The 21,976-nt window shown below is 40.0% G+C and carries 20 protein-coding genes and 1 pseudogene; 7 read left to right on the forward strand and 14 right to left on the reverse strand.

Going from position 1 to position 21,976, the window contains the following annotated elements; all coding sequences use genetic code 11:
- Window positions 1-264 precede the first annotated feature (264 nt).
- Both L655_RS0116075 and L655_RS1000000126745 read left to right on the forward strand, forming a co-directional pair.
- Window positions 265-474 (forward strand): cold-shock protein, encoded by a 210-nt coding sequence (locus L655_RS0116075; RefSeq protein WP_002959120.1) that lies wholly within the window; start codon window positions 265-267, stop codon window positions 472-474.
- A 152-nt stretch (window positions 475-626) separates the two neighbouring features.
- Window positions 627-1,340, forward strand: a complete 714-nt coding sequence (locus tag L655_RS1000000126745; protein WP_241764502.1) for a transporter substrate-binding domain-containing protein — start codon at window positions 627-629, stop codon at window positions 1,338-1,340.
- Window positions 1,341-1,342: 2 nt separating this feature from the next.
- Here L655_RS1000000126745 and L655_RS0116085 read toward each other — a convergent pair whose 3' ends face one another.
- The 3 genes and pseudogenes from L655_RS0116085 to udk all read right to left on the reverse strand — a co-directional run bounded on the left by L655_RS0116085 (window position 1,343) and on the right by udk (window position 4,172).
- Window positions 1,343-2,053 (reverse strand): transporter substrate-binding domain-containing protein, encoded by a 711-nt coding sequence (locus L655_RS0116085; RefSeq protein WP_024605581.1) that lies wholly within the window; start codon window positions 2,051-2,053, stop codon window positions 1,343-1,345.
- Window positions 2,054-2,348: 295 nt separating this feature from the next.
- Window positions 2,349-3,522: pseudogene (locus tag L655_RS01000000125750) on the reverse strand (NupC/NupG family nucleoside CNT transporter).
- Between the two features lie 17 nt (window positions 3,523-3,539).
- A complete protein-coding gene (udk, locus tag L655_RS0116095) occupies window positions 3,540-4,172 on the reverse strand; it encodes a uridine kinase (RefSeq protein ID WP_024596281.1) in 633 nt (210 codons plus the stop codon).
- Window positions 4,173-4,364: 192 nt separating this feature from the next.
- Between udk and L655_RS0116100 the strand changes: the two genes are divergently transcribed.
- Entirely contained in the window at window positions 4,365-5,597 is a 1,233-nt protein-coding gene (locus tag L655_RS0116100; RefSeq protein WP_024596282.1) for a phosphopentomutase, read from the forward strand.
- Window positions 5,597-6,301, forward strand: coding sequence for a purine-nucleoside phosphorylase (deoD, locus tag L655_RS0116105; RefSeq protein ID WP_024596283.1), 705 nt, complete (start codon window positions 5,597-5,599; stop codon window positions 6,299-6,301). Before L655_RS0116100 ends, deoD begins: the two co-directional genes overlap by 1 nt.
- Window positions 6,302-7,188: 887 nt before the next feature.
- On the opposite strand, the gene L655_RS0116110 is transcribed toward deoD, so the two are convergent.
- Window positions 7,189-8,079, reverse strand: a complete 891-nt coding sequence (locus L655_RS0116110; protein ID WP_002959108.1) for a tetratricopeptide repeat protein — start codon at window positions 8,077-8,079, stop codon at window positions 7,189-7,191.
- 874 nt (window positions 8,080-8,953) lie between these two features.
- Between L655_RS0116110 and katG the strand changes: the two genes are divergently transcribed.
- Window positions 8,954-11,134, forward strand: a complete 2,181-nt coding sequence (gene katG / locus L655_RS0116115; protein WP_024605582.1) for a catalase/peroxidase HPI — start codon at window positions 8,954-8,956, stop codon at window positions 11,132-11,134.
- A 103-nt stretch (window positions 11,135-11,237) separates the two neighbouring features.
- Here the strand turns inward: katG and L655_RS0116120 are convergent, their stop codons facing one another.
- On the reverse strand, window positions 11,238-11,810 hold the full coding sequence (locus tag L655_RS0116120) for a hypothetical protein (protein ID WP_024605583.1): 573 nt from the start codon (window positions 11,808-11,810) through the stop codon (window positions 11,238-11,240).
- A 191-nt stretch (window positions 11,811-12,001) separates the two neighbouring features.
- On the opposite strand from L655_RS0116120, the gene arfB reads away from it, so the two are divergent.
- Window positions 12,002-12,415 carry an alternative ribosome rescue aminoacyl-tRNA hydrolase ArfB gene (gene arfB / locus L655_RS0116125; protein ID WP_024605584.1) on the forward strand — a complete coding sequence of 138 codons (414 nt, stop codon included), beginning with the start codon at window positions 12,002-12,004 and terminating at the stop codon, window positions 12,413-12,415.
- A gap of 125 nt (window positions 12,416-12,540) precedes the next feature.
- On the opposite strand, the gene eat is transcribed toward arfB, so the two are convergent.
- Genes eat through L655_RS0116140 form a run of 3 tightly spaced genes read right to left on the reverse strand, consistent with a single transcriptional unit; the run spans window position 12,541 to window position 16,267 of the window.
- Entirely contained in the window at window positions 12,541-13,917 is a 1,377-nt protein-coding gene (eat, locus tag L655_RS0116130) for an ethanolamine permease (RefSeq protein WP_024605585.1), read from the reverse strand.
- 59 nt (window positions 13,918-13,976) lie between these two features.
- On the reverse strand, window positions 13,977-14,864 hold the full coding sequence (eutC, locus tag L655_RS0116135; protein ID WP_024605586.1) for an ethanolamine ammonia-lyase subunit EutC: 888 nt from the start codon (window positions 14,862-14,864) through the stop codon (window positions 13,977-13,979).
- Window positions 14,861-16,267: an ethanolamine ammonia-lyase subunit EutB gene (locus L655_RS0116140; protein WP_024605587.1), complete on the reverse strand. Its 1,407-nt coding sequence runs from the start codon at window positions 16,265-16,267 to the stop codon at window positions 14,861-14,863. The genes eutC and L655_RS0116140 overlap by 4 nt, the downstream gene beginning before the upstream one ends.
- Before the next feature lie 220 nt (window positions 16,268-16,487).
- Here L655_RS0116140 and L655_RS0116145 point away from each other — a divergent pair, with 220 nt between their 5' ends.
- Window positions 16,488-17,444, forward strand: a complete 957-nt coding sequence (locus L655_RS0116145; RefSeq protein ID WP_024605588.1) for a helix-turn-helix domain-containing protein — start codon at window positions 16,488-16,490, stop codon at window positions 17,442-17,444.
- A gap of 242 nt (window positions 17,445-17,686) precedes the next feature.
- On the opposite strand, the gene L655_RS01000000125755 is transcribed toward L655_RS0116145, so the two are convergent.
- The 6 genes from L655_RS01000000125755 to L655_RS0116170 form a co-directional block, all read right to left on the reverse strand.
- Entirely contained in the window at window positions 17,687-18,685 is a 999-nt protein-coding gene (locus tag L655_RS01000000125755; protein ID WP_241764500.1) for an IS66 family transposase, read from the reverse strand.
- Window positions 18,624-19,199 (reverse strand): IS66 family transposase zinc-finger binding domain-containing protein, encoded by a 576-nt coding sequence (locus L655_RS1000000128075; protein WP_241764501.1) that lies wholly within the window; start codon window positions 19,197-19,199, stop codon window positions 18,624-18,626. Before L655_RS1000000128075 ends, L655_RS01000000125755 begins: the two co-directional genes overlap by 62 nt.
- Window positions 19,200-19,256: 57 nt before the next feature.
- The gene (gene tnpB, locus L655_RS0116155) at window positions 19,257-19,610 is read right to left on the reverse strand and encodes an IS66 family insertion sequence element accessory protein TnpB (RefSeq protein WP_024605589.1); all 354 of its coding nucleotides are present in this window, start codon (window positions 19,608-19,610) and stop codon (window positions 19,257-19,259) included.
- On the reverse strand, window positions 19,607-19,912 hold the full coding sequence (locus L655_RS0116160) for a hypothetical protein (protein WP_010555472.1): 306 nt from the start codon (window positions 19,910-19,912) through the stop codon (window positions 19,607-19,609). The genes tnpB and L655_RS0116160 overlap by 4 nt, the downstream gene beginning before the upstream one ends.
- A 265-nt stretch (window positions 19,913-20,177) precedes the next feature.
- Window positions 20,178-20,378, reverse strand: a complete 201-nt coding sequence (locus L655_RS0116165; protein WP_002963106.1) for a ribosome alternative rescue factor ArfA — start codon at window positions 20,376-20,378, stop codon at window positions 20,178-20,180.
- Window positions 20,379-20,989: 611 nt separating this feature from the next.
- On the reverse strand, window positions 20,990-21,976 hold a 987-nt coding region (locus L655_RS0116170; RefSeq protein WP_024604568.1), incomplete at its 5' end, for an IS110 family transposase.

The following is a 21,976-nucleotide window of genomic DNA, read 5'->3' on the forward strand; positions in this document are numbered from 1 at the left end:
GACGATGATTACCGCTCAACCCTGTTAGAGTCTGGGATTAAAATGCGCTAGCCGTGCTCTGATTATAGATAGGTACTTGACATATTTTAAAAAATCTATATAGTGGGCTGCAGCTAGAAAGAAAGCATGTAAGCTATAAATCTCCATTTCGATGTTGTATAAGTAATACTTGTAGTACCGTCCTGAAGTTTTTAAAGTACCATCTCATTTTTTGCTACACCCGCTCTTATGAGCATATTTTTTATTTTATATCAGGATATTACAATGTCTAACATCGTATCAGGTACAGTTAAGTGGTTCAACGAGTCTAAAGGTTTTGGTTTCATCGAGCAAGAAAATGGCCCAGACGTTTTCGCACATTTCTCAGCAATCAAAAGCGAAGGTTTCAAAACTTTAGCTGAAGGCCAACGTGTAGAGTTTACTCTTTCACAAGGTCAAAAAGGTCCACAAGCTGATAACATCACAGCTGTATAATTTTACTTTTTAAGTAAAATGAAAAAAAAGCGCTTAAGGCGCTTTTTTTGTGTCTGAAATTTGACTCAACCTAAGCTGCACTTATTATTAATGTAAGTTCATCAGTAGGTATCGTTATCATTAAATCCTTCCTTATACTTGTTTTTATATTTATCAGTCATTACGCACAGGCTGAAGATTTCAAGCTCACGGTCTACACTGAGCACTTTTCGCCATACAATTTTGAAAACAAAGCGCGTCAACTTGTTGGCATAAATCTCGATATTGTAAAAGATGTATGCATTGCGTCAGACATTACCTGTGAATTTAAAATACTTCCTTGGAAACGTGCTTACAGCCTAGTCCAAAAAGAAAAGCATTCAGGTATTATCTCTATCGCTAAAACATCTCAAAGAACGCCTATTTTTAATTGGGTAGGGCCTTTGGCATCCAGTGAAACATTTTTTTATAAACTTAAAAAAAATACTCAGTTAAAAATGAATAGCTTAAATGAAGCAAAGCAGTTTTCACTTGCTATCGTAAGAGGGGATATTTACGAATCCATAATTAAAAAAGTAGGGTTTGAAGCAGGTAAAAACCTTTTGTCCATAGGTGATGAAAAGCAATATATGCACTTGTTTTTAAATAGTAAAATAGATTTGATTTTAGGCTCTGAATACACCATTGGTTATCAACTTTCGCCTTTTGGGTATAGTGAAGACGATGTCGTTAGGCTGCAGGAATTACCATTACCTGAGATAGCAGGTAACTACATCGCGTTTAATAAATCAGTACCCAATTACATTGTAGAGCGTTTTAATAGGGAGTTTGAAAAGCTTAAAAAGAAGGATAACTTTTCGGCTTATAAAAAACGTTATAAGCGCTAATGTTAGTACCTGTAAGGCAGCCCTTTCTTTTGCTTTATTTTTAAAAATGCAGCTTGCAGTGATTCTATTAAATGCATATCTGTTTTTTTATTCGCAGCTAAATAAGCATCAATTGTTAGCTCATCTATTTTATAAATAAACTTTAAGTGTGCTGGTTTGAGCTTTAGATAATCACTCATCTGCTGCATATATAAAGGATCGTCTACAATTAAATCTACTTTTTTAGCGAGTAGTAAAGAGTATGACTTTTGAATATCAGAGGTTAAAACAACTTCAAACCCCAGTTTTGCGAGGGTTTGTGTTGAAAAATCATTGCGCTGCATAGCAATTTTGTACACTTTAGCTTGTTCAGTAGTGTTTATAATAAGATCATCTCGCTCTGATAGGCCAATAAAGCCTAGTTCAAAACGTTCGACAGGTCCTATCCAATAAAATTTGTCTTCTCGCTCTACAGTGCGTGCAAGGCTGTATATAAAGGTATTTTTAAGCTCATCTGCAATTTTATAAGCACGTGCCCAAGGGTACATTTGAATGTTAGGTGTTAGATCAGCCTCAGCAAATATATCTCTAATAAATTGAGTACCTTCACCTGCTACCTCACCATCAATCAACACCTGGTTTGGCGGTGCTAACTCTGTAACAACAAGGATGGGTTCCTTTGCTTGAACATACACAGAACAAATTAAAAAAAGAGAATAAAGAATATATTTCACAATAGCGGATCGTTAGTCGGTTAGCTTAAGTAATAGTAAGTGTGGCTGAAAATACGAAAAACACAAAAAATATTTATGTGAATTTGTTACTAAGATATTGGTTTATTTGAGTTATATATAACCATAAATAAGGTTAAATAGCTTGAAGGTGGGGGAGTGTATAAATGTGGAAGGCCTAAAACGATAAAAGGGCCTTGCGGCCCTTGGTGAAGTATCGTTCAAGTCAGATAGAGCTTTAACCCCTTAAAGCGCTATCCTCTTGTTTTGCAACACCGGTGTTCATCTCAATAAGTTTCTAAGCTAGCGAGAGGAAAAACCCAGCAATTGCTGCGCTCATAAGGTTAGCCATAGATCCTGCTAACACTGCTCTGAGCCCTAAGCGTGCGATATCCTTCCGCCGACTAGGCGCCATACCGCCTAACCCACCTAGTAAAATGGCTATCGATGATAAGTTAGCAAAGCCACATAGAGCAAAAGTAACAATTGCTTGTGTGTGCGCGCTTAACGTATCGCGATAATTTATAAAGTCTAAGTAAGCAACAAACTCGTTCACTACTATCTTTTGACCAATAAAGCTGCCGGCTATAATTGCTTCATCCCATGGCACACCTAGTAACCATGCAACAGGAGCAAATACATAACCTAATATTTCTTGAAGCGTTAATGTTGGGTAATCAAACCACCCACCAATACCACCTAATAAACCGTTTAGTAGTGCAATTAGCGCTACAAAAGCAAGTAACATTGCACCTACATTAAGTGCTAAATGCATACCGTTTGCTGCACCTGATGCAGCTGCATCAATTACATTTACAGGCTTATCTTCGTCATCTAAATCTAAATCAGCTAAGTTATCTTTAGGCGTTTCAGTTTCTGGCACAATCATCTTGGCCATTAAAAAACCACCTGGAGCAGCCATAAAGCTCGCTGCTATTAAATACTTAAGATCTACGCCAATAATAACGTAACCGGCCATTACAGAGCCTGCCACAGTGGCTAAGCCACCTACCATCACTGCAAACAATTCCGATTTAGTCATTGTTGCTATAAATGGCTTAACTATTAGCGGTGCTTCAGTTTGGCCAACAAAAATATTTGCTGTCGCTGAAAGCGATTCTGTGCGAGAGGTTTTCAATAATTTTTGTAAACCGCCGCCTAAAATCCTAATTATCCAATCCATAATGCCAAGGTGATACAACACAGCAACAAGTGCTGAGAAAAACACGATAACGGGCAAAACTTGAATCGCAAAAATAAAACCTAATGTGTCTTGTGAGGCAAGTGGGCCAAACAAAAACCCAATACCGTCGTTTGCATAACCAATAACCGACGATACGNCCGCCAATAACTACTTGCATCGCAAATGCTATACCAACGGTTCTTAAATTAATTGCCTTGCGATTAGTTGATGCCGCAAAGGCAATGCTTAGTAGCACACACATGCCCACTAAGCTCATAAATGTTGTCATACAAATGTTTCCCGTTGTTATTCTTGTAGTAAATATTTTATCTTACTTTTTATTATATCAATCGCAACGCGGTTCATACCGCCTCGAGTCACAACTAAATCTGCATTATGCTTAGAAGGCTCAATAAATTGATAAAACATCGGTCTAACAGTTGCTTGATACTGCTCAACAACAGATTGTAATGTTCTGCCTCGTTGCTCCATATCACGTTGCATACGACGCATTAAGCAAATATCTAAAGGTGTATCTATAAATACCTTAATATCAAATTCTTTATTAAGCGCTTTGTCACTCAATAATAAAATACCTTCAACAATGAGTATTTTAGCAGCAGGCACTCGGCGAGTTTTCTCGCTACGTGTATGCTGTGCATAATCATACGTTGGTACTTCAACTGAATTTCCACTACGAAGCTGTGTTAAATGCTCAAGCATTAACGCATGTTCAAATGCATCAGGATGGTCGTAATTCGTTTGCGTACGATGCGCCATCGGTAAATGCGACTGATCCTTGTAGTAAGCATCTTCTTCAATAATGGCGATAGCGCCTGGTTCAAGCTCATTAACCAATTCATTGTATATAGTTTGGCTAAAAAGAGATTTGCCCGACGCAGACGCGCCTGCAATAGCTATAATAGTAGTTCGTGTCACTAAAGTTCTCACCCACACAGAAGGATATATTGTTGGTAGATCACAATAGCAAAAAAGACACGATTAATCTCTTTTGCTTCGCTTAAGAATGCAAATTTATAATGTTTAGGTTTTATGAAACAGGACTTTTGTCCTGTACGGAAAAATCGATCAGCGGATAAAGTAACCACCTAGAATCAAAGTGAGGTCAAAATGGCAAGAGCAATTATCTTAATGGCAGATAGCCTAGGAATCGGTGCAGCACCAGATGCAGATAAATTCGGCGATCTTGGGGCTAATACATTCGCTCACTTACTAAAAGCATATTACGACGAAACAGGCGCTGCATTATCGCTTCCTAACCTATCAAAACTTGGGTTAGTGGATGCATGTGAAGCTGCCGGTGGAGAACCGTGTTTAATTTCAGACCGCCAAGCTTCTCAAGGAGCATGGGGTTACGCTAAAGAATTATCTAGCGGAAAAGACACGCCATCAGGTCATTGGGAAATGGCAGGAGTACCTGTGTTATTTGATTGGGGATATTTCCCAAAAACACAGCCTAGTTTCCCACAAGAATTTATAGACGAGTTTATTGCTCGCACAGGTATTCCAGGCATTTTAGGCAATTGCCATGCATCAGGAACTACCATTTTAGAACAGCTAGGTGAAGAGCATGTAAAAACAGGTAAACCAATCTGTTACACCTCAGCTGATAGCGTGTTTCAAATAGCCGCGCATGAAGAGTCATTCGGCCTAGAGAAGCTTTATCAAGTTTGCGAAATCGCACGGGCGCTACTTGATGAAATGAATATAGGACGAGTGATTGCGCGGCCATTTTTGGGTTCAAATAGCCAAGACTTTGCTCGAACGGGTAACCGTCGCGACTATTCAGTACTTCCGCCAGCACCAACATTGCTAGATGTGTTAGCAAAAGACGGCGGCGAAGTAATTAGTATTGGTAAAATTTCAGATATTTACGCGCATCAGGGCATAACCCAAAAGCATAAAGCACCTGGGCTTATGAACTTGCTAGAAAAAACCAGCGAAGTAATGAAAAGCGCACCAGATCATAGCTTAATCTTTACTAACCTAGTTGATTTTGATGAAAAATTTGGTCATCGCCGTAACCCAGTAGGTTATGCAAAAGCATTAAAAGAATTTGATGACTATTTACCAACTATACTAAAACAGTTAAACGCAGATGATATATTAATGATCACTGCAGATCACGGTTGTGACCCAACCTTTCCAGGTTCTGAGCACACTCGCGAATACGTACCGGTTATTGCATATAAACCAGGTATGAGTAACACACCACTAGGTGAACGCAACAGCTTTGCAGATATCGGTCAAACACTGGCACAGTGGTTTAACTTATCTGCGCTTGATTACGGCGACAGCTTTTTAAATGAGCTAACAACGCCAAATAAAAAGGAAAACAATTAATGAGTACTCCGCATATCAGTGCAAACGTTGGTGATTTCGCCGAAACAGTATTAATGCCAGGCGATCCGCTACGTGCGCAATATATTGCTGAAAACTTTTTAGATGATGCAGTACAAGTTACAGGTGTTCGTAACATGTACGGTTTCACTGGTACTTACAAAGGTAAGCCAGTAAGCATCATGGGTTCAGGCATGGGCATTCCATCAATGTCTATTTATGCACGTGAGCTAATTGTAAGCTTTGGCGTTAAAAATATTATACGTATTGGTACGTGTGGCGGTATTGGCACAGATATCAAAATCCGTGACGTAATTTTTGCACAAGGTGCAAGCACAGATTCAAACGTAAACCGTGCACGTGTTCGTGGCTACGATTTTGCTGCTATTGCTAACTTTGACTTACTTTTAAACGGTGTAAACGCTGCTAAAGAGCTAGGAATAGAAGCAAAAGTAGGTAACGTATTTACAACCGACACTTTCTACCAAGCAGACGACTCGTTCTATAAAGACTTAGACAAGTTAGGCATGCTAGCAGTGGATATGGAAACTGCCGGTTTATATGGCGTTGCAGCTGAATACGGCGCAAATGCAATGGCATTATTTACAGTAAGTGACCACGTAATCACCGGTGAAGCAACACCTGCTGATGAGCGTCAAAGCACGTTTAACGAAATGGTTAAAATTGCATTAGAGTCAATAGCTTAAATAATACATAACAGTTCCTTGGTAACGTATTCACTAAGTTTTGGAGACACGCCCAAAGTGAAGTGAGACTAACCTCCAAAGCCGCATTTTATGCGGCTTTTTTTATGCCTGAAGAAAATGGGTAGCAGCTTCTAATTACTTATACCAATTCGCTTAATTAAGTGATCTATTTTGAGGATGGAAAAACGTGTTGATAGCTAGGCAAAAAATTCGCTATTTAGTTGTTCTAAATGAGAATTTTTTTACGCAGGTAGCGACACGTTTAGCCCCTAAAAGTGATTAAGTATTATTGCGGGTTGGTATTAATTCAACCATCCTAAAAACTTCGTTTTTAAACGCCTGTAAGCAGCGCGTCTACAGGTAAATTAAACTGCTGAGTGTAAGTTTCTCAGGTAGGCACTAAGCTTGCTCGCGCGAGAAGCACTTAAGCTAACTACTCTAAAAGCGCAGCATCTCTAAACCTATTTGTGTATAACAGCCCTAAAAAACAATATGCACGCAGAGAAGAAAAGGAGGAGCAAATGAGAAGAGCAAAACCAATGCTGACTCGGCATTATAAAAGTACAAGCGTTGCTTTAAAAGCTTGTAACCTGCGCGAATAGCTGTGTTTATACCAAGTTTAGAGTATGACTTGTTGCTCATGTTAGAAGCACAGTTTCTGATTGTTTTTATTATTTTAACTTCTAAGCTCTTCTCTAAAAGCGCAGCGTCTCTAAACCTCTTTGTGAAGTAATCACTTTTGATCTTAGCTCTACGCTAGAGCTGAGTTTGTAGAGCGCAGTTAAGCTTCTAATTACACAACAAACTTTACCTTTAAAAACATAAAAAAGGGCCAAAGCCCTTTTTTATGGTGTTGCGCCTAATCATACAGGCGAAATTCTGAGTGCTTAAACAACTTCACCAGCCACTATCGTATTAAAGCTGTCGTTGTCATGCAGGCTTGCAAAAGCGCTCTCATGTAATAATTCATTACGTAAGTTTGGAGAGTATTCAAGTGCCATTTTAATATCGGCTAATGCATCAGCATGCTTATGTGTTAATGCATAAGCACAGGCTCGTTGCCAATAGGCATAACCGTAATCGCTGTCTATATCAATTGCTTGGTTACACAGCTCAATGGCTTGTGCTGTTTCATTAATTTCTAGTAGTGCATCGGCTTTATAAGCAATGGCTTCCACATCTTCTGGTTTGCGATTGAGTATTTCATCAAAAATTTCAATTTTATTTGCAAAATCACTTTCTAGGTTTGCGCGCATCCACAACGAATGAACTTCGTTAGTCACCGATATGCGTTCTTGGTTGCTGAGTATTTCTTCTGAGCGAACGCGTAGTTTTTCTTCAAGAATTTTTAATCGGTCTTCATACTCGTCTGTAATTACACTCACACGCGTATTTACAATATCTTCTACTTTATTTTTAACATCGCGCAACGAGTTCCAACCCACTAAAACTAAAATCGACGCTGTAGCGGTAATTATAAAAAACACATTATTAATGGTATCTGTAGTGTACGTTAATGCGCGATCTGCAGTATCAAGTTGCGCATGAGTAACCTGCTTAGTTACATCTTCACGAAGCTTTTGCTGATCTTGCCTAACTGCTTTTAGCTCATCTAATATGTAACGCTCCATTAGCGGCTTATACATAGGCTCTTTGAGTTGTTGAAGAGCTTGTTGCTCTTGTTGTGCTGTAGGTGAAGCTGGTTGCTTTTCAGCAGAGTTCACTATGCCCGAAAACAAAGTTAAACAAACAAAAAGTACAGATAGGTAATAACGCATTGGTACGCCTAATTAAATTAATTACTGTAATAACTTTAGCATGCAGGGCTTAATGGCACTAGGGCGTGTTGTTCTTTGTGGATTAAAATTGACCTAATTTAGATAGGAGCAATAGTTGTAAATTTTTTTTAGCCTAGTGAGCTTAGCAATAATAGGGTAAAGCGTGAGCATATTACCCATGCTCAGGTAATTTGAGTAAAAATAGGCAAAAAAAAAGCCAGCTCAAGGAGAGCTGGCAAAAACTGCTTAAAACAACAATATGTCGTAAGGGTTCACAGGAGAACAACTTCATACTAACTGAATTTATCTGAACAATTACTTAACTTAATTCAATTAGTTAAAAATAAAGAAAGGTGCATTGGGCTTAAGTAATGCACCTTTATCATTATAACTATCTAACTACAATTTCATGGTGAAGGGGGGTATTCCAATGTGCGCTTTAGTAAACTAAAGCCACTTTCAAACCCTTCACATACCATTACGCCGAAATTTTTCAATTCGATCACAGGTCTAGTAAAAAGATTAAGGTTAATTCACCGATTTTGAATTTTTATTTTGCGTAATACTTTATATGAGCTCCATCTGACTTTTCACTATTATTTTAAACGCGACTTTAAGCCTATTGTTAAGTACATCATTAACGTAAGGGCAATCAAAAATATAAATTGGAGCAATCGTTTTAAATAGTATGTTGAGGCTGGCGTAGCATAATTTATACGCCTATATTAAGGATACGTAAGCACTTAGGTAGGCACGCTGAGTAAAAGTAAGCCTATTAAATAAAAATAACCGTTACTTTTTAAAAAGTTATAAACACATAAGCAATAATACTGATTGATTAAGTATTTTACCTTTCTATTATAAGGATTTCACAATGAGCAACCCAACAGCGGGTAAATGCCCTGTTATGCACGGTAGTAATTCAGTTGTTTCTAAAGTAAACACCGATTGGTGGCCAAACACACTCAACTTAGACATTCTTCATCAACACGATACTAAATCAAATCCATATGGTACTAATTTTAACTACGCAGAAGCATTTAAATCTTTAGATTTAGACGAAGTAAAAGCCGACTTAAAAACCTTTATGACCGACAGCCAAGATTGGTGGCCTGCNGATTGGGGCCATTACGGTGGTTTAATGATTCGTATGGCATGGCATTCTGCGGGTACGTACCGTTTATCTGACGGTCGTGGTGGCGCAAGTACTGGTAACCAACGTTTCTCGCCTTTAAATTCATGGCCAGATAACGCAAGCTTAGATAAAGCACGCAGACTTTTATGGCCACTTAAGAAAAAATACGGTAACAAACTTTCATGGGCCGATTTATTTATCCTTGCAGGTAACATGGCATACGAATCAATGGGGCTAAAAATTTATGGCTTTGCAGGCGGCCGTGAAGACATTTGGCATCCAGAAAAAGATATTTACTGGGGGGCTGAAAAAGAATGGTTAGCACCAAGTGATGAGCGCTATGACAATGTAGAAAAACCAGACACCATGGAAAACCCATTAGCGGCGGTACAAATGGGCCTAATTTACGTTAACCCTGAAGGTGTTAATGGTATACCAGATCCTCTTAAAACAGCGGCTCATGTACGTGAAACATTTGCTCGCATGGCAATGGATGACGAAGAAACAGCAGCATTAACAGTGGGCGGCCATACAGTAGGTAAAACTCACGGTAATGGTAAAGCAGAGCACTTAGGTCCAGAGCCAGAAGCAGCAGACGTACACGAGCAAGGTTTAGGTTGGAACAGCACCAAAGAAGGCGGCTTTGGTCGTCATACTGTAACTTCTGGCCTTGAAGGCGCATGGACCACACACCCAACTACATGGGATAACGGATACTGCCACTTACTTTTAAATTACGAATGGGAACTTACTAAAAGCCCAGCTGGCGCTCATCAGTGGGAACCTGTAAATATTAAAGAAGAAGACAAACCAGTAGACGTAGAAGATTCATCAATTCGTTTAAACCCAATGATGACCGATGCCGATATGGCCATGAAAGTGGACCCTGCGTACCGTAAAATTATTGAGCGTTTTTATAACGACTTTGAATACTTCTCTGATGTATTTGCACGCGCATGGTTTAAGCTAACTCACCGCGATTTAGGTCCTAAAGCATGTTACTTAGGTAAAGATGTACCAAGCGAAGACCTAATTTGGCAAGATCCTATTCCAGCAGTTGATTACACATTATCAGACGATGAAATCACAAGCTTAAAAGCACAGCTACTTGATTGCGGTGTAAGCGCGAGTGATTTAATAAATACAGCGTGGGATAGTGCGCGTACGTATCGTGGTTCTGATAAACGCGGTGGCGCAAATGGCGCACGTATTCGTCTAGCACCACAAAAAGATTGGCAAGGTAACGAACCTGCGCGTTTAGCAAGTGTACTTAGTGCCCTTGAAAAAGTACAAGCGGGTTTATCTAAGCCAGTAAGCCTGGCTGATTTAATCGTATTAGGTGGCACAGCGGCTGTAGAGCAAGCTGNAAAACAAGCCGGTGTTAATGTAACAGTACCATTTGCACCAGGACGAGGGGACGCAACAGACGAAATGACTGATGCAGAATCGTTCGATCCGCTTGAGCCTGTTCATGATGGATTTAGAAACTACCTTAAAAATGACTTTAGCGTATCCTCAGAAGAGCTATTGTTAGAGCGCAGCCAATTAATGGGCTTAACAGCACCAGAAATGACTGCACTTATGGGCGGCATGCGTGTACTAGGCACAAACTACGCAGGCACTAAACATGGTGTATTTACTGATAATGTAGGCACGCTATCTACCGACTTTTTTGTAAACCTAACCGACATGGCTAACAACTGGAAGCCACTAGAGCCAGGTATATATAATATTGTTGAACGCAAAACAGGCACCATTAAATGGACTGCCACACGCGTAGATTTAGTGTTTGGTTCAAACTCTATTTTACGTGCCCTAAGTGAATTTTATGCACAAGACGATAATAAAGAACGTTTTGTACATGACTTTGTAAATGCATGGGTAAAAGTAATGAACGCAGACAGGTTCGATCTTAAATAATCTGTACGCTAAATAAAAACGGGGGAGTATTGAATACTCCCCCGTTTTTTATGCGTTTTAATTTCACGGCTAGATAAGCCCGCTTTTTTTAAAGCAATAAAACTTATAAAAGTGCAAAAAGCTTTTGTAGTTGTGGCATATATTCGCTCACAAGTTCAAGGTTGTTTTCGCTTACTAAAGATTCTGTAGACTTCTCAGCTGCGCTTGATGATTTACCAAACGAACTCATTAATGAGCTAGCGCCTTTATCTTTAGCACTTTTCATACTTTGAAAACCGCCCATTACTTTATTAGCAGTTTCTTGATTATCAGCAGAAAGGCCCGACTTAAGATTTTCGATATAAGCCATTGATACTTCAGAACCTACAGTTACTAGCTGCTCTGGCGTAAAACCGTAACGGTTTGTAACACTCGCAAAGCTTTTGTATAGGTCTTGTTCTTTAATCATGCTTAATGCACTGTTAGCTAAAGAGCTTTGTTCGCCAACACTTTGATCTGCAGAACCACCTAGCATACTTGCTAAATCTAAGTCTTTTAACGACTCTTGGCTGCTTGCCCAGCTAGTCACAGCTGGCAGTGCTTTCATATAGCTTTGAAGTTGACCTTCGTTAATATCCTCTGCAAGGCTTGAGAAACTCATCGCTAATAAGCTAAGTGATACAAGTATTTTTTTCATTGAGCATTTCCTAGTATTAAAGTAGTGCCAATTAGAAACTAATAAGCAACACTTGCCAATACAAAATAAAATATTGGCTGATTTATAGTACAATTTATGAGAATTTATTTAAGTTCTAAGAATTTAGTGGATTCACCACAAGCTAATGTACTGATGATATAATGTATTTTTGACAAATAGAGCTGAACACAATGTTAACAATTTCAAATACTGTCACTATCGATGAATGGGAACTAGAGCTCACAGCTATTCGTTCGCAAGGTGCCGGTGGTCAAAATGTTAATAAAGTAGCAAGTGCAATTCATTTACGTTTTGACATTAACCGCTCTAAATTACCTGACTTCTACAAAGAACGATTACTTGCCTTAAATGATACAAGAATTACCAAAGACGGCGTCTTAATCATTAAAGCGCAAAGTCACCGTACCCAAGAGCTAAATAGGGAAGATGCCCTTAAGCGTTTAAAGGATTTAATTCTTAGTGCTACGGTAGTTAATAAAGCGCGTCGAGCCACCAGGCCTAGCCGTAATTCACAGCGAAAGCGCATGGACAAAAAAACCAAACATGGGCAAAACAAAGCGCTACGCGGCAGCATAAAGTTTTAGCTTTAAATGGTATTAATAAAGTAGAGAAGGGGCTTGATGTTTACATGCAGGCACTATTTTTACACCGTGTTGCTTGTATAAAAATATAAGTGAGGGCTAGCCTCACTTATAATAACTATTAATATTTACTTAGCCATTTCTAAATCAGATTCTGCATCTGCCAACATTGCAAACTCTTCATCAGCGCTTTTAGCAACTAAGTGTTTTGAGCTGTAGCCAAAGTAATATACGGCGCCCACAATAAACAGCATCATAGTGTATAAAAATGCACGAGGGTCGAACGCATACACTCCGGTTAATGCTATAAGCGAAAGCACTAAAGCAATACTTGAAGTTACTACACCACCAGGGGTTTTATAAGGGCGAGGTAAGTCAGGTTGTTTAACGCGTAGTAAAATATGGCTCAGCGCCATTAATGCATACGATACCGTTGCACCTACTACAGCCATTGCAAGTATTAAATCACCCTCGNCGGCAGGTACAATCAACGCACGTGCTGGCACTTTGCGATTAGTTGTAATCGACAACGAACGCGATAAATATCCGGCTCTAGATAAAGCAAACACTAAGCGACTATAACCATAAATAATAGAGAAAAACGAAGCAACTAAACCCGCAAGCCCTAATATATTTACTACAGTTGCTAAGCCCTCACTACCCGATGCATTTAATGCATCAACCAAAGGTACAGCACTTGCGCCCATTGCAGCAGCACCGCCAGCGCCAGGCACTAAAACAACAACTAAAAAAGCAGTAAATAACAAAAAGATCATTGCACCAATAATGCCTTTTGGCACATCTTTAGCGGGATCTTTTGCCTCTTCTGCAGCAAGCGGTACACCTTCCACCGCTAAAAATAACCACATGGCAAACGGTAATGCAGCCCAAACCCCGTACCAACCTAAAGGTAAAAACTCACTGGCTCCCACTGCATCGGTTACGGGGACGTCAAATAAGCGTGATGCATCAAAATTTGTAATTAAAACAAAAGCCGTTGCAATAATAGCTAATACTGCTAAACCACTTATTACCATCATTACTTTAAGTGCTTCTCCTACGCCTGCTAAATGAATTCCCACAAATAGTAAGTAAAATAATGCATATACCCATGGTCCATTAAATCCAGTGAGGGCTTCAACTGCAGAGCCTATAAAAATAACAATAGCAGCGGGTGCTAAGGCGTATTCAATTAATACCGCAAGCCCGGTTAAATAGCCTCCCGCAGGCCCCATAGCTTGGCGCGCAAAACTATAACCACCGCCTGCTGCAGGTATTGCAGCTGACATTTCAGCAAGCGACAATACCAGAGCTAAATACATAACTGCCATTAACACTGCAGCAATTGCAAAGCCACCCCAACCCGCTTCGGCAATACCAAAGTTCCAACCTGCAAAGTCACCCGATATTACATACGACACACCCAAACCTGCGAGTAATAACCACCCCGCAGTACCTCGTTTTAACTGTCTTTTAGCAAGGTACTCTGTATTATTAGTAGACATAACCCTTCTCCGTTGATGTTTAGTTTTTATTGTTTTATTTCATGTGTTTTTAATTAAAATTACTCAGCAATTAAAAAGTTAGTGGTTGAAACCTGATGCTCAATTACATCGTCTTGTGTACGGTCTTTTAAATTAACCCCAGTTAGTTTTAGTTTTTTAGCTTCACGTAATAAGTACAGCGCACGCCTAGCCGCTTCTGTATAAGGTAGGCCTGCTGGGCGAATATTCGATATGCAATTACGACATGCATCGTTAAGTCCTGTTTTAGGCTCCCATGTTAAATACAAGCCAAGGCTATCTGGCGAACTAAGTCCTGGGCGCTCTCCTATTAACACCATAACCACCTGCGCATTTAGCAACTCACCTATATCGTCGCCAATTGCTACTCGACCTTGTTCAACCAAAGTAATGGGGGCAATTTTAAATTGCTTGTCTGTTGTAAGGTGCGTTAATAGCTCTGTTATAAATGGGTATGCATTTTTTTGTACCGCCAACGAGGAGAGTCCATCCACCACTACAATCGCTAAATCGTATTTAGCCTGAGTAGTGTGCTTTTGTTTATTCATATAGCTGAGAAGTATTTGCCTACCATTTTCATCAAGCTTGCGGCCTAAATCGGGTCGCTGAAGGTAAGTAACCCTGTCAACGGCTTGGCTGTGTAAATGCAGGGGAGGGGCAACTTCTTTTAGAGCACTAATACTGCCTAGTTGCTCAGCCATTTTGTTAATATCAAGCGGAAAACTCACCGCATCGCGTGCTTGTGCATGAGATAGCTGAAAAGCCAGCATTTCTGAGGTTGGCAAACTTATACCCGCACGCCCAAGCCCAATACGGGCGTCGGTAAAACGGCGTAAATCACTCCAAGGATTGTGCACTACATTACCGTTATTTTTATGCTCGGTTACTGAGTCATCTAAAGGAGTGCTCTGTTTTAAACGTGATTTCATGAGCCACCTCCAGTAATTGCACCCAGAGGTTTAGCAAAAGCGGGAGGCAAGGTATCTGAAAGTGTAATATCGGAAGTGCTTTGCATTATTTTCATTTTGCTTAGCCATGCTTCAAACTCGGGGGCAGGTCTAGAGCCAAGTACACGGCGAACATATAATGCATCATGAAACGACGTAGTTTGGTAATTAAGCATTATATCGTCAGAGCCAGGAATTCCCATTACAAACGAGCAACCAGCAACACCTAATAGCGTTAGCAAGTTATCCATATCGTTTTGATCGGCCTCTGCATGATTGGTGTAACACACGTCGCACCCCATCGGTATGCCTAGTAACTTAGCGCAAAAATGATCTTCAAGTCCTGCTCGGGTAATTTCTTTACCATCATACAAATATTCAGGGCCAATAAACCCCACCACGGTATTTACCAGTAACGGGTTAAACTTACGCGCAACGGCATAAGCGCGAGCTTCGCACGTTTGCTGATCAAGCTCATGATGCGCATTTGCAGAAAGCGAACTGCCTTGCCCAGTTTCAAAATACATCACATTATTGCCAACAGTGCCGCGCTTTAAACTTAAAGCCGCATCTTGCGCTTCAGCTAAGGTATTTAAATTAAAACCAAAACTTGAATTAGTAGCCTCTGTGCCACCAATTGATTGAAATACTAAATCAACTGGTGCGCCAGCTTCTATACATTCAATGGTGTTAGTAACATGGGTGAGCACGCAGCTTTGGGTCGGTATGGCGTACTTTTGAATAACATCATCCATTAACGTCATTAACTTAATGGCTTGGGCAACGTTATCGGTTGCAGGGTTTATACCTATTACTGCATCGCCATTACCGTATAGCAAACCATCAAGCATGCATGCAGCAATACCATTAATATCGTCAGTTGGGTGATTTGGTTGTAAACGTGTAGATAAATGCCCGGGGAGGCCAATAGTATTTCTAAAAGCACTCGTAACATGGCACTTTTTAGCAATTAATATGAGATCTTGATTGCGCATTATTTTGCTAACTGCAGCAGCCATTTCCGGCGTAATACCTTGCCTTATACTTGCAAGTACAGCAGGTGTTGCAAAGTCACTTAAAAGCCAATTACGAAAATCGCCTACGGTTAAATGTGCAATAGCCATAAAGGCATTCGCATCGTGCTCGTCAATAATTAAGCGTGTAATTTCGTCATCTTCGTAGGGAATAAGTACCTCATTTAAAAATGTTTTAAGAGGAATATCCGCCAATGTCATTTGTGCCACAGCACGTTCTTGTGCTGATTGTGCAATTACGCCCGCTAAGCGATCACCCGAACGCTGCGGTGTAGCTTTAGCCATTAACTGGGCTAAGTTCTTGAATTTATAAGTATGTGTACCTAAAGTGTAACTGTACGCTTGCCCCATGATTTACTCCACATAACTAATATGATCAACCTTGGTATAGGTTTTGCTGCATCTTTAGCTATAAATCAATATTGAATAGTTACAAGACAGCTTATTTTGTACCAAGTAACTATCGAATTTCGGCAAAAGATTATTTATTAATCCAATTCAATTGGTTACACACGCAAAGCGGTGTTAACTTAAGCATAATGAAAGTGTAACGAAAAAGAGCATCCCCGATATGGCGCAGCAAAGTAGCTTTAACGCACCACTAAAGAGCAAGGTGCAAACACACGATATAGACGAGCAAGCGCATAGCCTTACTCAATGGCAGCAAAAATACGATCAAATGAGCGACGGCAGCTTTTATGGTTGTATTGAAGAAACGGATTACGCCAATATTCATGTGTTTAAAGAATACACTGAGCGAGCGCTTCGTCAGCAATGTAACATAGCCCCTAATTCGGTTTGGCTTGGCATTCCTTGTCAGTCACAGCAAAGTAAAATTAATGGTTTAAGTGTGGCAAGTAATCAATATATGTGCCGTACAAGTGATAACGACTTTGAGCTGATAACCTCTGAGCAATTTAATATTTATGGTTTGGTAATCGATTGGAACTCAATTGAATATATGGCGCAGCTCCAAGGCGTAACATTGAAAAACCTCGTATCTGCACAATCAGCTCGTTTATCAGTGAGCAACTCATCTTTGCAAACGGCAAGACAAATAATTAATAGCATGGTTGTAGGCAAGGGCTTCGGACTTAGAACCGAATCACAGCAAGATATGCTAAACATGTTGGCACTACACTTATTACAAGCAGACAATCCGCAGCAAAATATTGCGCCAAGTTATAAACACCGAAAAGCCGTAGTAGATAAAGTAAAAGATTACGTGGCCACAAATCCACAAAACCCAATAACAATAACCGAGCTGTGCGAGCTTTCCTTTGTAAGTAGGCGCACACTTCAGTATAGCTTTGAGAGTATTTTAGGAATTAACCCTTTGCGGTTTTTACGTTTAACACGCTTAAATAATGTAAGGCGAGAGCTAAAAAAACCAAACCAAGATAAGCCCATTTCAGTAATAGCAGCCAATTGGGGATTTTGGCACGCGGGACAATTTGCTAAAGATTACACGCAACTATTTGGTGAAAACCCATCACAAACAGTTAAAAATAATAGTTTTAAAGGTTAAAAATGACACTTCTAACTTGAGTATAAGCACCTGTAGACGTGCAGCTTGCTGGCGTTTAAAAGCACCGCTTTTGCATTTAGTCGGATGCATTAGTAAACAAGTAACTTAACCACCACCGAGAAGTGAAGGAGAAAACAAGGAGCAGTGACTAACATTACTCGTGTTTTCTTTGTGTAACGCACAGCGCCTCGATGGTGAAATATCATATAGCTTAAAAGTAAGCGCGCATTTAAGCAGTGCGCTTAGCTATAATCGAAGTCTAGCTGCACATTCCACGGCATTAGGTCGGTAAAATCATCATCACCCTCATCTCGATTCGGCAACGTTTTAAATAAATGCACAAAGTAGTAATAAGGATTGATGTCATTGGCACGGCAGGTCATCACAATACTATAAAGTATCGCGCTGGCCTGAGCACCATTAACCGATTTTGAGAATAGCCAGTTTTTTCTACCAGTGGTAAACGGCCGAATATCTCGCTCAGTAATATTATTATCAATCCCTAGTTCGCCATCTTCACTATACCGCATTAATTTCGGCCATTGATTAAGCGTGTATTTTATCGCTTTGCCAATATAACTCCCCGCCGTTACTTTACCTTCGGCTTCATCAAGCCACGCTTTAAAGTGCATTAATATGGGTAAGGCTTTTTCTTGTCGTAACTGATACCGCGCTTGAGGAGATAACTGTTTGTTTTTAGCGTGGGTTTCCAGTTTATATAATTGGCTGATAAAGCTGATGGCTTTATGCGCTCGACCTTTGTTTTTCGACTCTGCTTTTAAGGCATCGTTATATTTGCGTCTAGCGTGTGCCCAGCAACCAACAGGGGTAATGCCTTCAATACCGTCATAAACACGGTAACCGTCGCACTGTAAATAGCCTTGATAACCGGCAAGAAATTCTTTTGCGCAAGCGCGACTTCGACCTGCTTGGTAATCGTAAATCACGACAGGCTCACGGCTGACCTCATTGCTGCGATAAACCCACATGTAGGAATTGCTGCTAGGGTTGTCACCTTCATCTAAGACTTGTGTACGGGTTTCATCGGCACATAAACTGTGCTCACTAAGCAAGTGACGTTGCATGGCTGCCACTAAGGGGCTGATTAGCAGGCCCGCTTTAATACACCAATTAGCTAATGTTCCGCGCGATAGTTCAAGGCCGCCACGGCCCAGTATGTCAACGAAACGATAAAGCGGTAAGGCATCGCAGTATTTGCCCGTAACAACCNGGACTCGCAATGCTGCCAGGAATAGGCTGCTTGGGTTTAGGCGCGGTGATTATTTTACTGGCCAATTGTTCATGCTCGCAATGTCTGCAAGCATATTTAAATTGTTTGTGCTTAATGACACTGACTTTCGCCGGAATAATCTTCACTTGCTCGCTGTCTTCACTACCACATTGATGTAGTTGTTCACCGCAACACTGACACGTTAACTCGGTTAAGGTGTGCTCAACCTCTTCTCGTTCAAAGTGCTCAGCCAGTATTTGTTTACCTTTCTTATGGTGTTTAGGCGGCTCAGTCGTTTTATGCTGCTCCGCTTCATTGAAGGTGCCCCGTGGGGCTTTTTCACTTTTTTTACCGTATTTTTGGGATTTACTTAACTTAAGCTCAGCAAGCAAGTGGTCAATCCGCGATTGCATTTCAACCTTATCTTCTTGCAGTGAAATTTTATCTTTTTCTAAGCCATCAAGCTTAGCCTGCATAAGTGCAAGCTGATTTTGTAGTTCGGTGATGAGAATAGTGTCTGGCATTTTAATAGCATGACACATGGGAAAGATCGTTCAAGTAAAAAAAACGATCTGGTTAATTTACATCACTGATAACCCTGATAAAGTTGAGTGGCGGGTTTTATTATTTACCGGTAAGCCAGATAATAACCATTGTAACTGCCGTTGTTCAATCCCCATGGCTACGTGTGCTTGAGCATGATTTGGCCATTGAAATCGTCCTTGCTCTAAGCGACGATAATAAAGCCAAAAACCATTGGTATCCCAAAACAAAATTTTTAATTTATCGCGTTGTTTATTACAAAAAACGAACCACGCTTGGCTTAAAGGATCGAGAGATAGGGTATCGCTGACAATAATACTTAACCCATTGATTGATTTTCGCATGTCGGTGAATCCCGTGACCAAGTAAACTTGGTGGGTGCAAGGTGTCACAGTACGCTCAATAATTTGGCGAGTGCTTGGTGCGCTAATGTCGACTCGAAGTCTATTTGATAGCCGTTTGGTGTGGTGAGTTTAATGATTGAAGGGTGTGTAAAGGCTTGCTCATGAATAACAAACGGGATCACCTGTTGCTTTTTAACCCTTATCGTTTCGTCAGAAAGGCGTTTACGCCAAACATAGAAAGTCGATGCGTTAATGTTGTTATCACGACAAAATTGAATGATGGCTAAACCACTCGATTTTTGCTGCTCAAAAATGCCTTGCCAGTGTTTTATTTTTTGCTGTTTATTCATAATTACCTCAGGTTAATATGCTGAGTAAATTATGCATAGGTAGCATTAATATTGGTATGTGGGTTTAATTGCGCGCTTACGCTTAAAAAAATGGACTTTGTCTGCTCATTTACTCCTCTTTTTCTTCTCTTTGTGCATTCATATTTTAAGGGCTGTTATTCACAAAGAGGTTTAGAGGCGCTGCGCTTTTAGAGGACAGCTTGGAAGTTAAAATAATAAAGAACTAAAAGTAATATATTCAAAAGCCCTATTTGATCGGTGCTAATTAAGCCGCGATTAAATAGGACTCTTGTCCTGAATGCTTGTTGTTGCGTTTAAACGAGCCTTTGCCTTTTTTAGCTTTAACTACTTGTGGTTTAAATAATTTAGAGGTGACCATCGCCGCTAGTGCATTATGGTTTATAACGCCTCGCCCTGTGTCTACCGCGCTGGTATTTGCGGTTTTTGCTTTAGATTTTTTAGTCATATATTTCCTATCAACTAATGATTATTTTAAGTTAAATAATAAAGAGGCTTTTATATTGGCCTATTTAAGAGATGGCGATTGTAGGCTTAATTTTCAACCGCGCAAGTATTTTTAACATCCATTTGGTAGTTTTTTAATAATAAAAAAGCATAAAAAAAGCGCAGTTAATAACTGCGCTTAATAGATAACCTGAACTCTGGATAATAAATCTATCTCTAGCAGCTATTTTCAGCGCTAACTGCGTTGAATTTACTTGCAATAGGCTAGCTATTGACGCGTAAATTCGCCTTGTTTTCACTGAAAACCTCTGGCTAGAGAAATAAGCTTAAATATCATCATAATAAAATATGTTGGTATATCTCTTAACCAGAGTTCATATATGGTCTCCTCCAGTATTGCAAGGTGTCATTCAACGATAGCAGGGACAGGTTTGCTGTCATATATACGGTCTTTTAGTGAAGATTATTACTTCTGACCTTGATGTAATCCGCGCATATTGTCCTGATCAGGTTATCGGTATTTACTACCACTGAACTCTATAGGTTTTCAATATGCAGGTTTGACCTGTTATGTCATCGTTTTAGCCACTTACGCAATTCTTTGAAGAGTATTTATACGGGTGAGTAACTCTCACCTGAAGCGCTAATAGCCCAAGCCATTCTCGCCATCTTGTTGGCATAAGCTACACATGCTCGATTATGCCCTCGAGTTTGAACCAGTCGGTTTATCCATTGACTTAATTTATCATTCTTCGTTTTTGCTCTTGAGACAACCGCTTTTGCTCCTTGGATCAACAGGCACCTTAAGTAGCTATTTCCTCGCTTACTTATCCCAAGTAAAGTATCTTTCCCGCCACTACTGTGTTGACGCGGAACGATACCTAAAGACGCTGAAACATCGCGGCCTCTTTTATAGTTACTGCCATTTCCAACTTCATTGAAATAGGCGCTTGATACCATAGGACCAAATCCAGGTATTGTTTGGATCCGTTGGCAAATATCATTATTTTTTGCTGTTTCAACTATTAATGTACTGTAAGTTTCAATGCAGCTGTCTAAGTTACTCAATTGTGTTTCTAACTGCTTTAGTACCGCTTTAAATGCGCCTGATAATCCGGTATTTTCATCTTCTAAAATTAGGGGGATACTTTTGCGTATTGTGTTTATACCCTGATTTAAAATAATTCCGTATTCAGCAGTTAAGCCTCGGATTTGATTGCATAGTGCCGTTCTTTGTCTGACCGCTAATTCTCTCGCTTTGTGCTGTGCTTGGTTATCTTGTTGCTCAACTGATTTTATACAGACACTCTTAATATGATGTTGTTTTGAAGCAACGCTAATTGCTAAAGCATCGTTATAATCATTTTTATTGCCAACTAAGAAGGCTTTTACATGCTGAGGTGGAATAAGCTTTATCTGATGACCACATTTTCTGATTTCTCGAGCCCAAAAATGAGAAGTTGCACAGGCCTCTAAAGCAACTAAACACGTAGTGTGTTGTTGGAAAAAAGATAACACTTGCGCACGCTTTAACATTTTCTTTTTAACTAAGCGCCCTTGTTCATTGCAGCACACCACATGGAAAAATCTTTTTGCTAT

It is taken from the genome of Pseudoalteromonas sp. TAE79 (genome assembly GCF_000498015.1).
In the GTDB taxonomy this organism is placed as follows: domain Bacteria; phylum Pseudomonadota; class Gammaproteobacteria; order Enterobacterales; family Alteromonadaceae; genus Pseudoalteromonas.

What these genes read in the sequence shown, in the direction of transcription:
- L655_RS0116075 (WP_002959120.1), top strand. Translation starts at nt 265, where the DNA reads ATGTCTAACATCGTATCAGGTACAGTTAAGTGGTTCAACGAGTCTAAA.
- L655_RS0116165 (WP_002963106.1), bottom strand. Translation starts at nt 20,378, where the DNA reads ATGACTAAAAAATCTAAAGCAAAAACCGCAAATACCAGCGCGGTAGAC.
- deoD (WP_024596283.1), top strand. Translation starts at nt 5,597, where the DNA reads ATGAGTACTCCGCATATCAGTGCAAACGTTGGTGATTTCGCCGAAACA.
- L655_RS0116140 (WP_024605587.1), bottom strand. Translation starts at nt 16,267, where the DNA reads ATGGGGCAAGCGTACAGTTACACTTTAGGTACACATACTTATAAATTC.
- L655_RS0116145 (WP_024605588.1), top strand. Translation starts at nt 16,488, where the DNA reads ATGGCGCAGCAAAGTAGCTTTAACGCACCACTAAAGAGCAAGGTGCAA.
- L655_RS0116120 (WP_024605583.1), bottom strand. Translation starts at nt 11,810, where the DNA reads ATGAAAAAAATACTTGTATCACTTAGCTTATTAGCGATGAGTTTCTCA.
- L655_RS0116110 (WP_002959108.1), bottom strand. Translation starts at nt 8,079, where the DNA reads ATGCGTTATTACCTATCTGTACTTTTTGTTTGTTTAACTTTGTTTTCG.
- L655_RS0116100 (WP_024596282.1), top strand. Translation starts at nt 4,365, where the DNA reads ATGGCAAGAGCAATTATCTTAATGGCAGATAGCCTAGGAATCGGTGCA.
- L655_RS0116160 (WP_010555472.1), bottom strand. Translation starts at nt 19,912, where the DNA reads ATGAATAAACAGCAAAAAATAAAACACTGGCAAGGCATTTTTGAGCAG.
- eutC (WP_024605586.1), bottom strand. Translation starts at nt 14,864, where the DNA reads ATGAAATCACGTTTAAAACAGAGCACTCCTTTAGATGACTCAGTAACC.
- arfB (WP_024605584.1), top strand. Translation starts at nt 12,002, where the DNA reads ATGTTAACAATTTCAAATACTGTCACTATCGATGAATGGGAACTAGAG.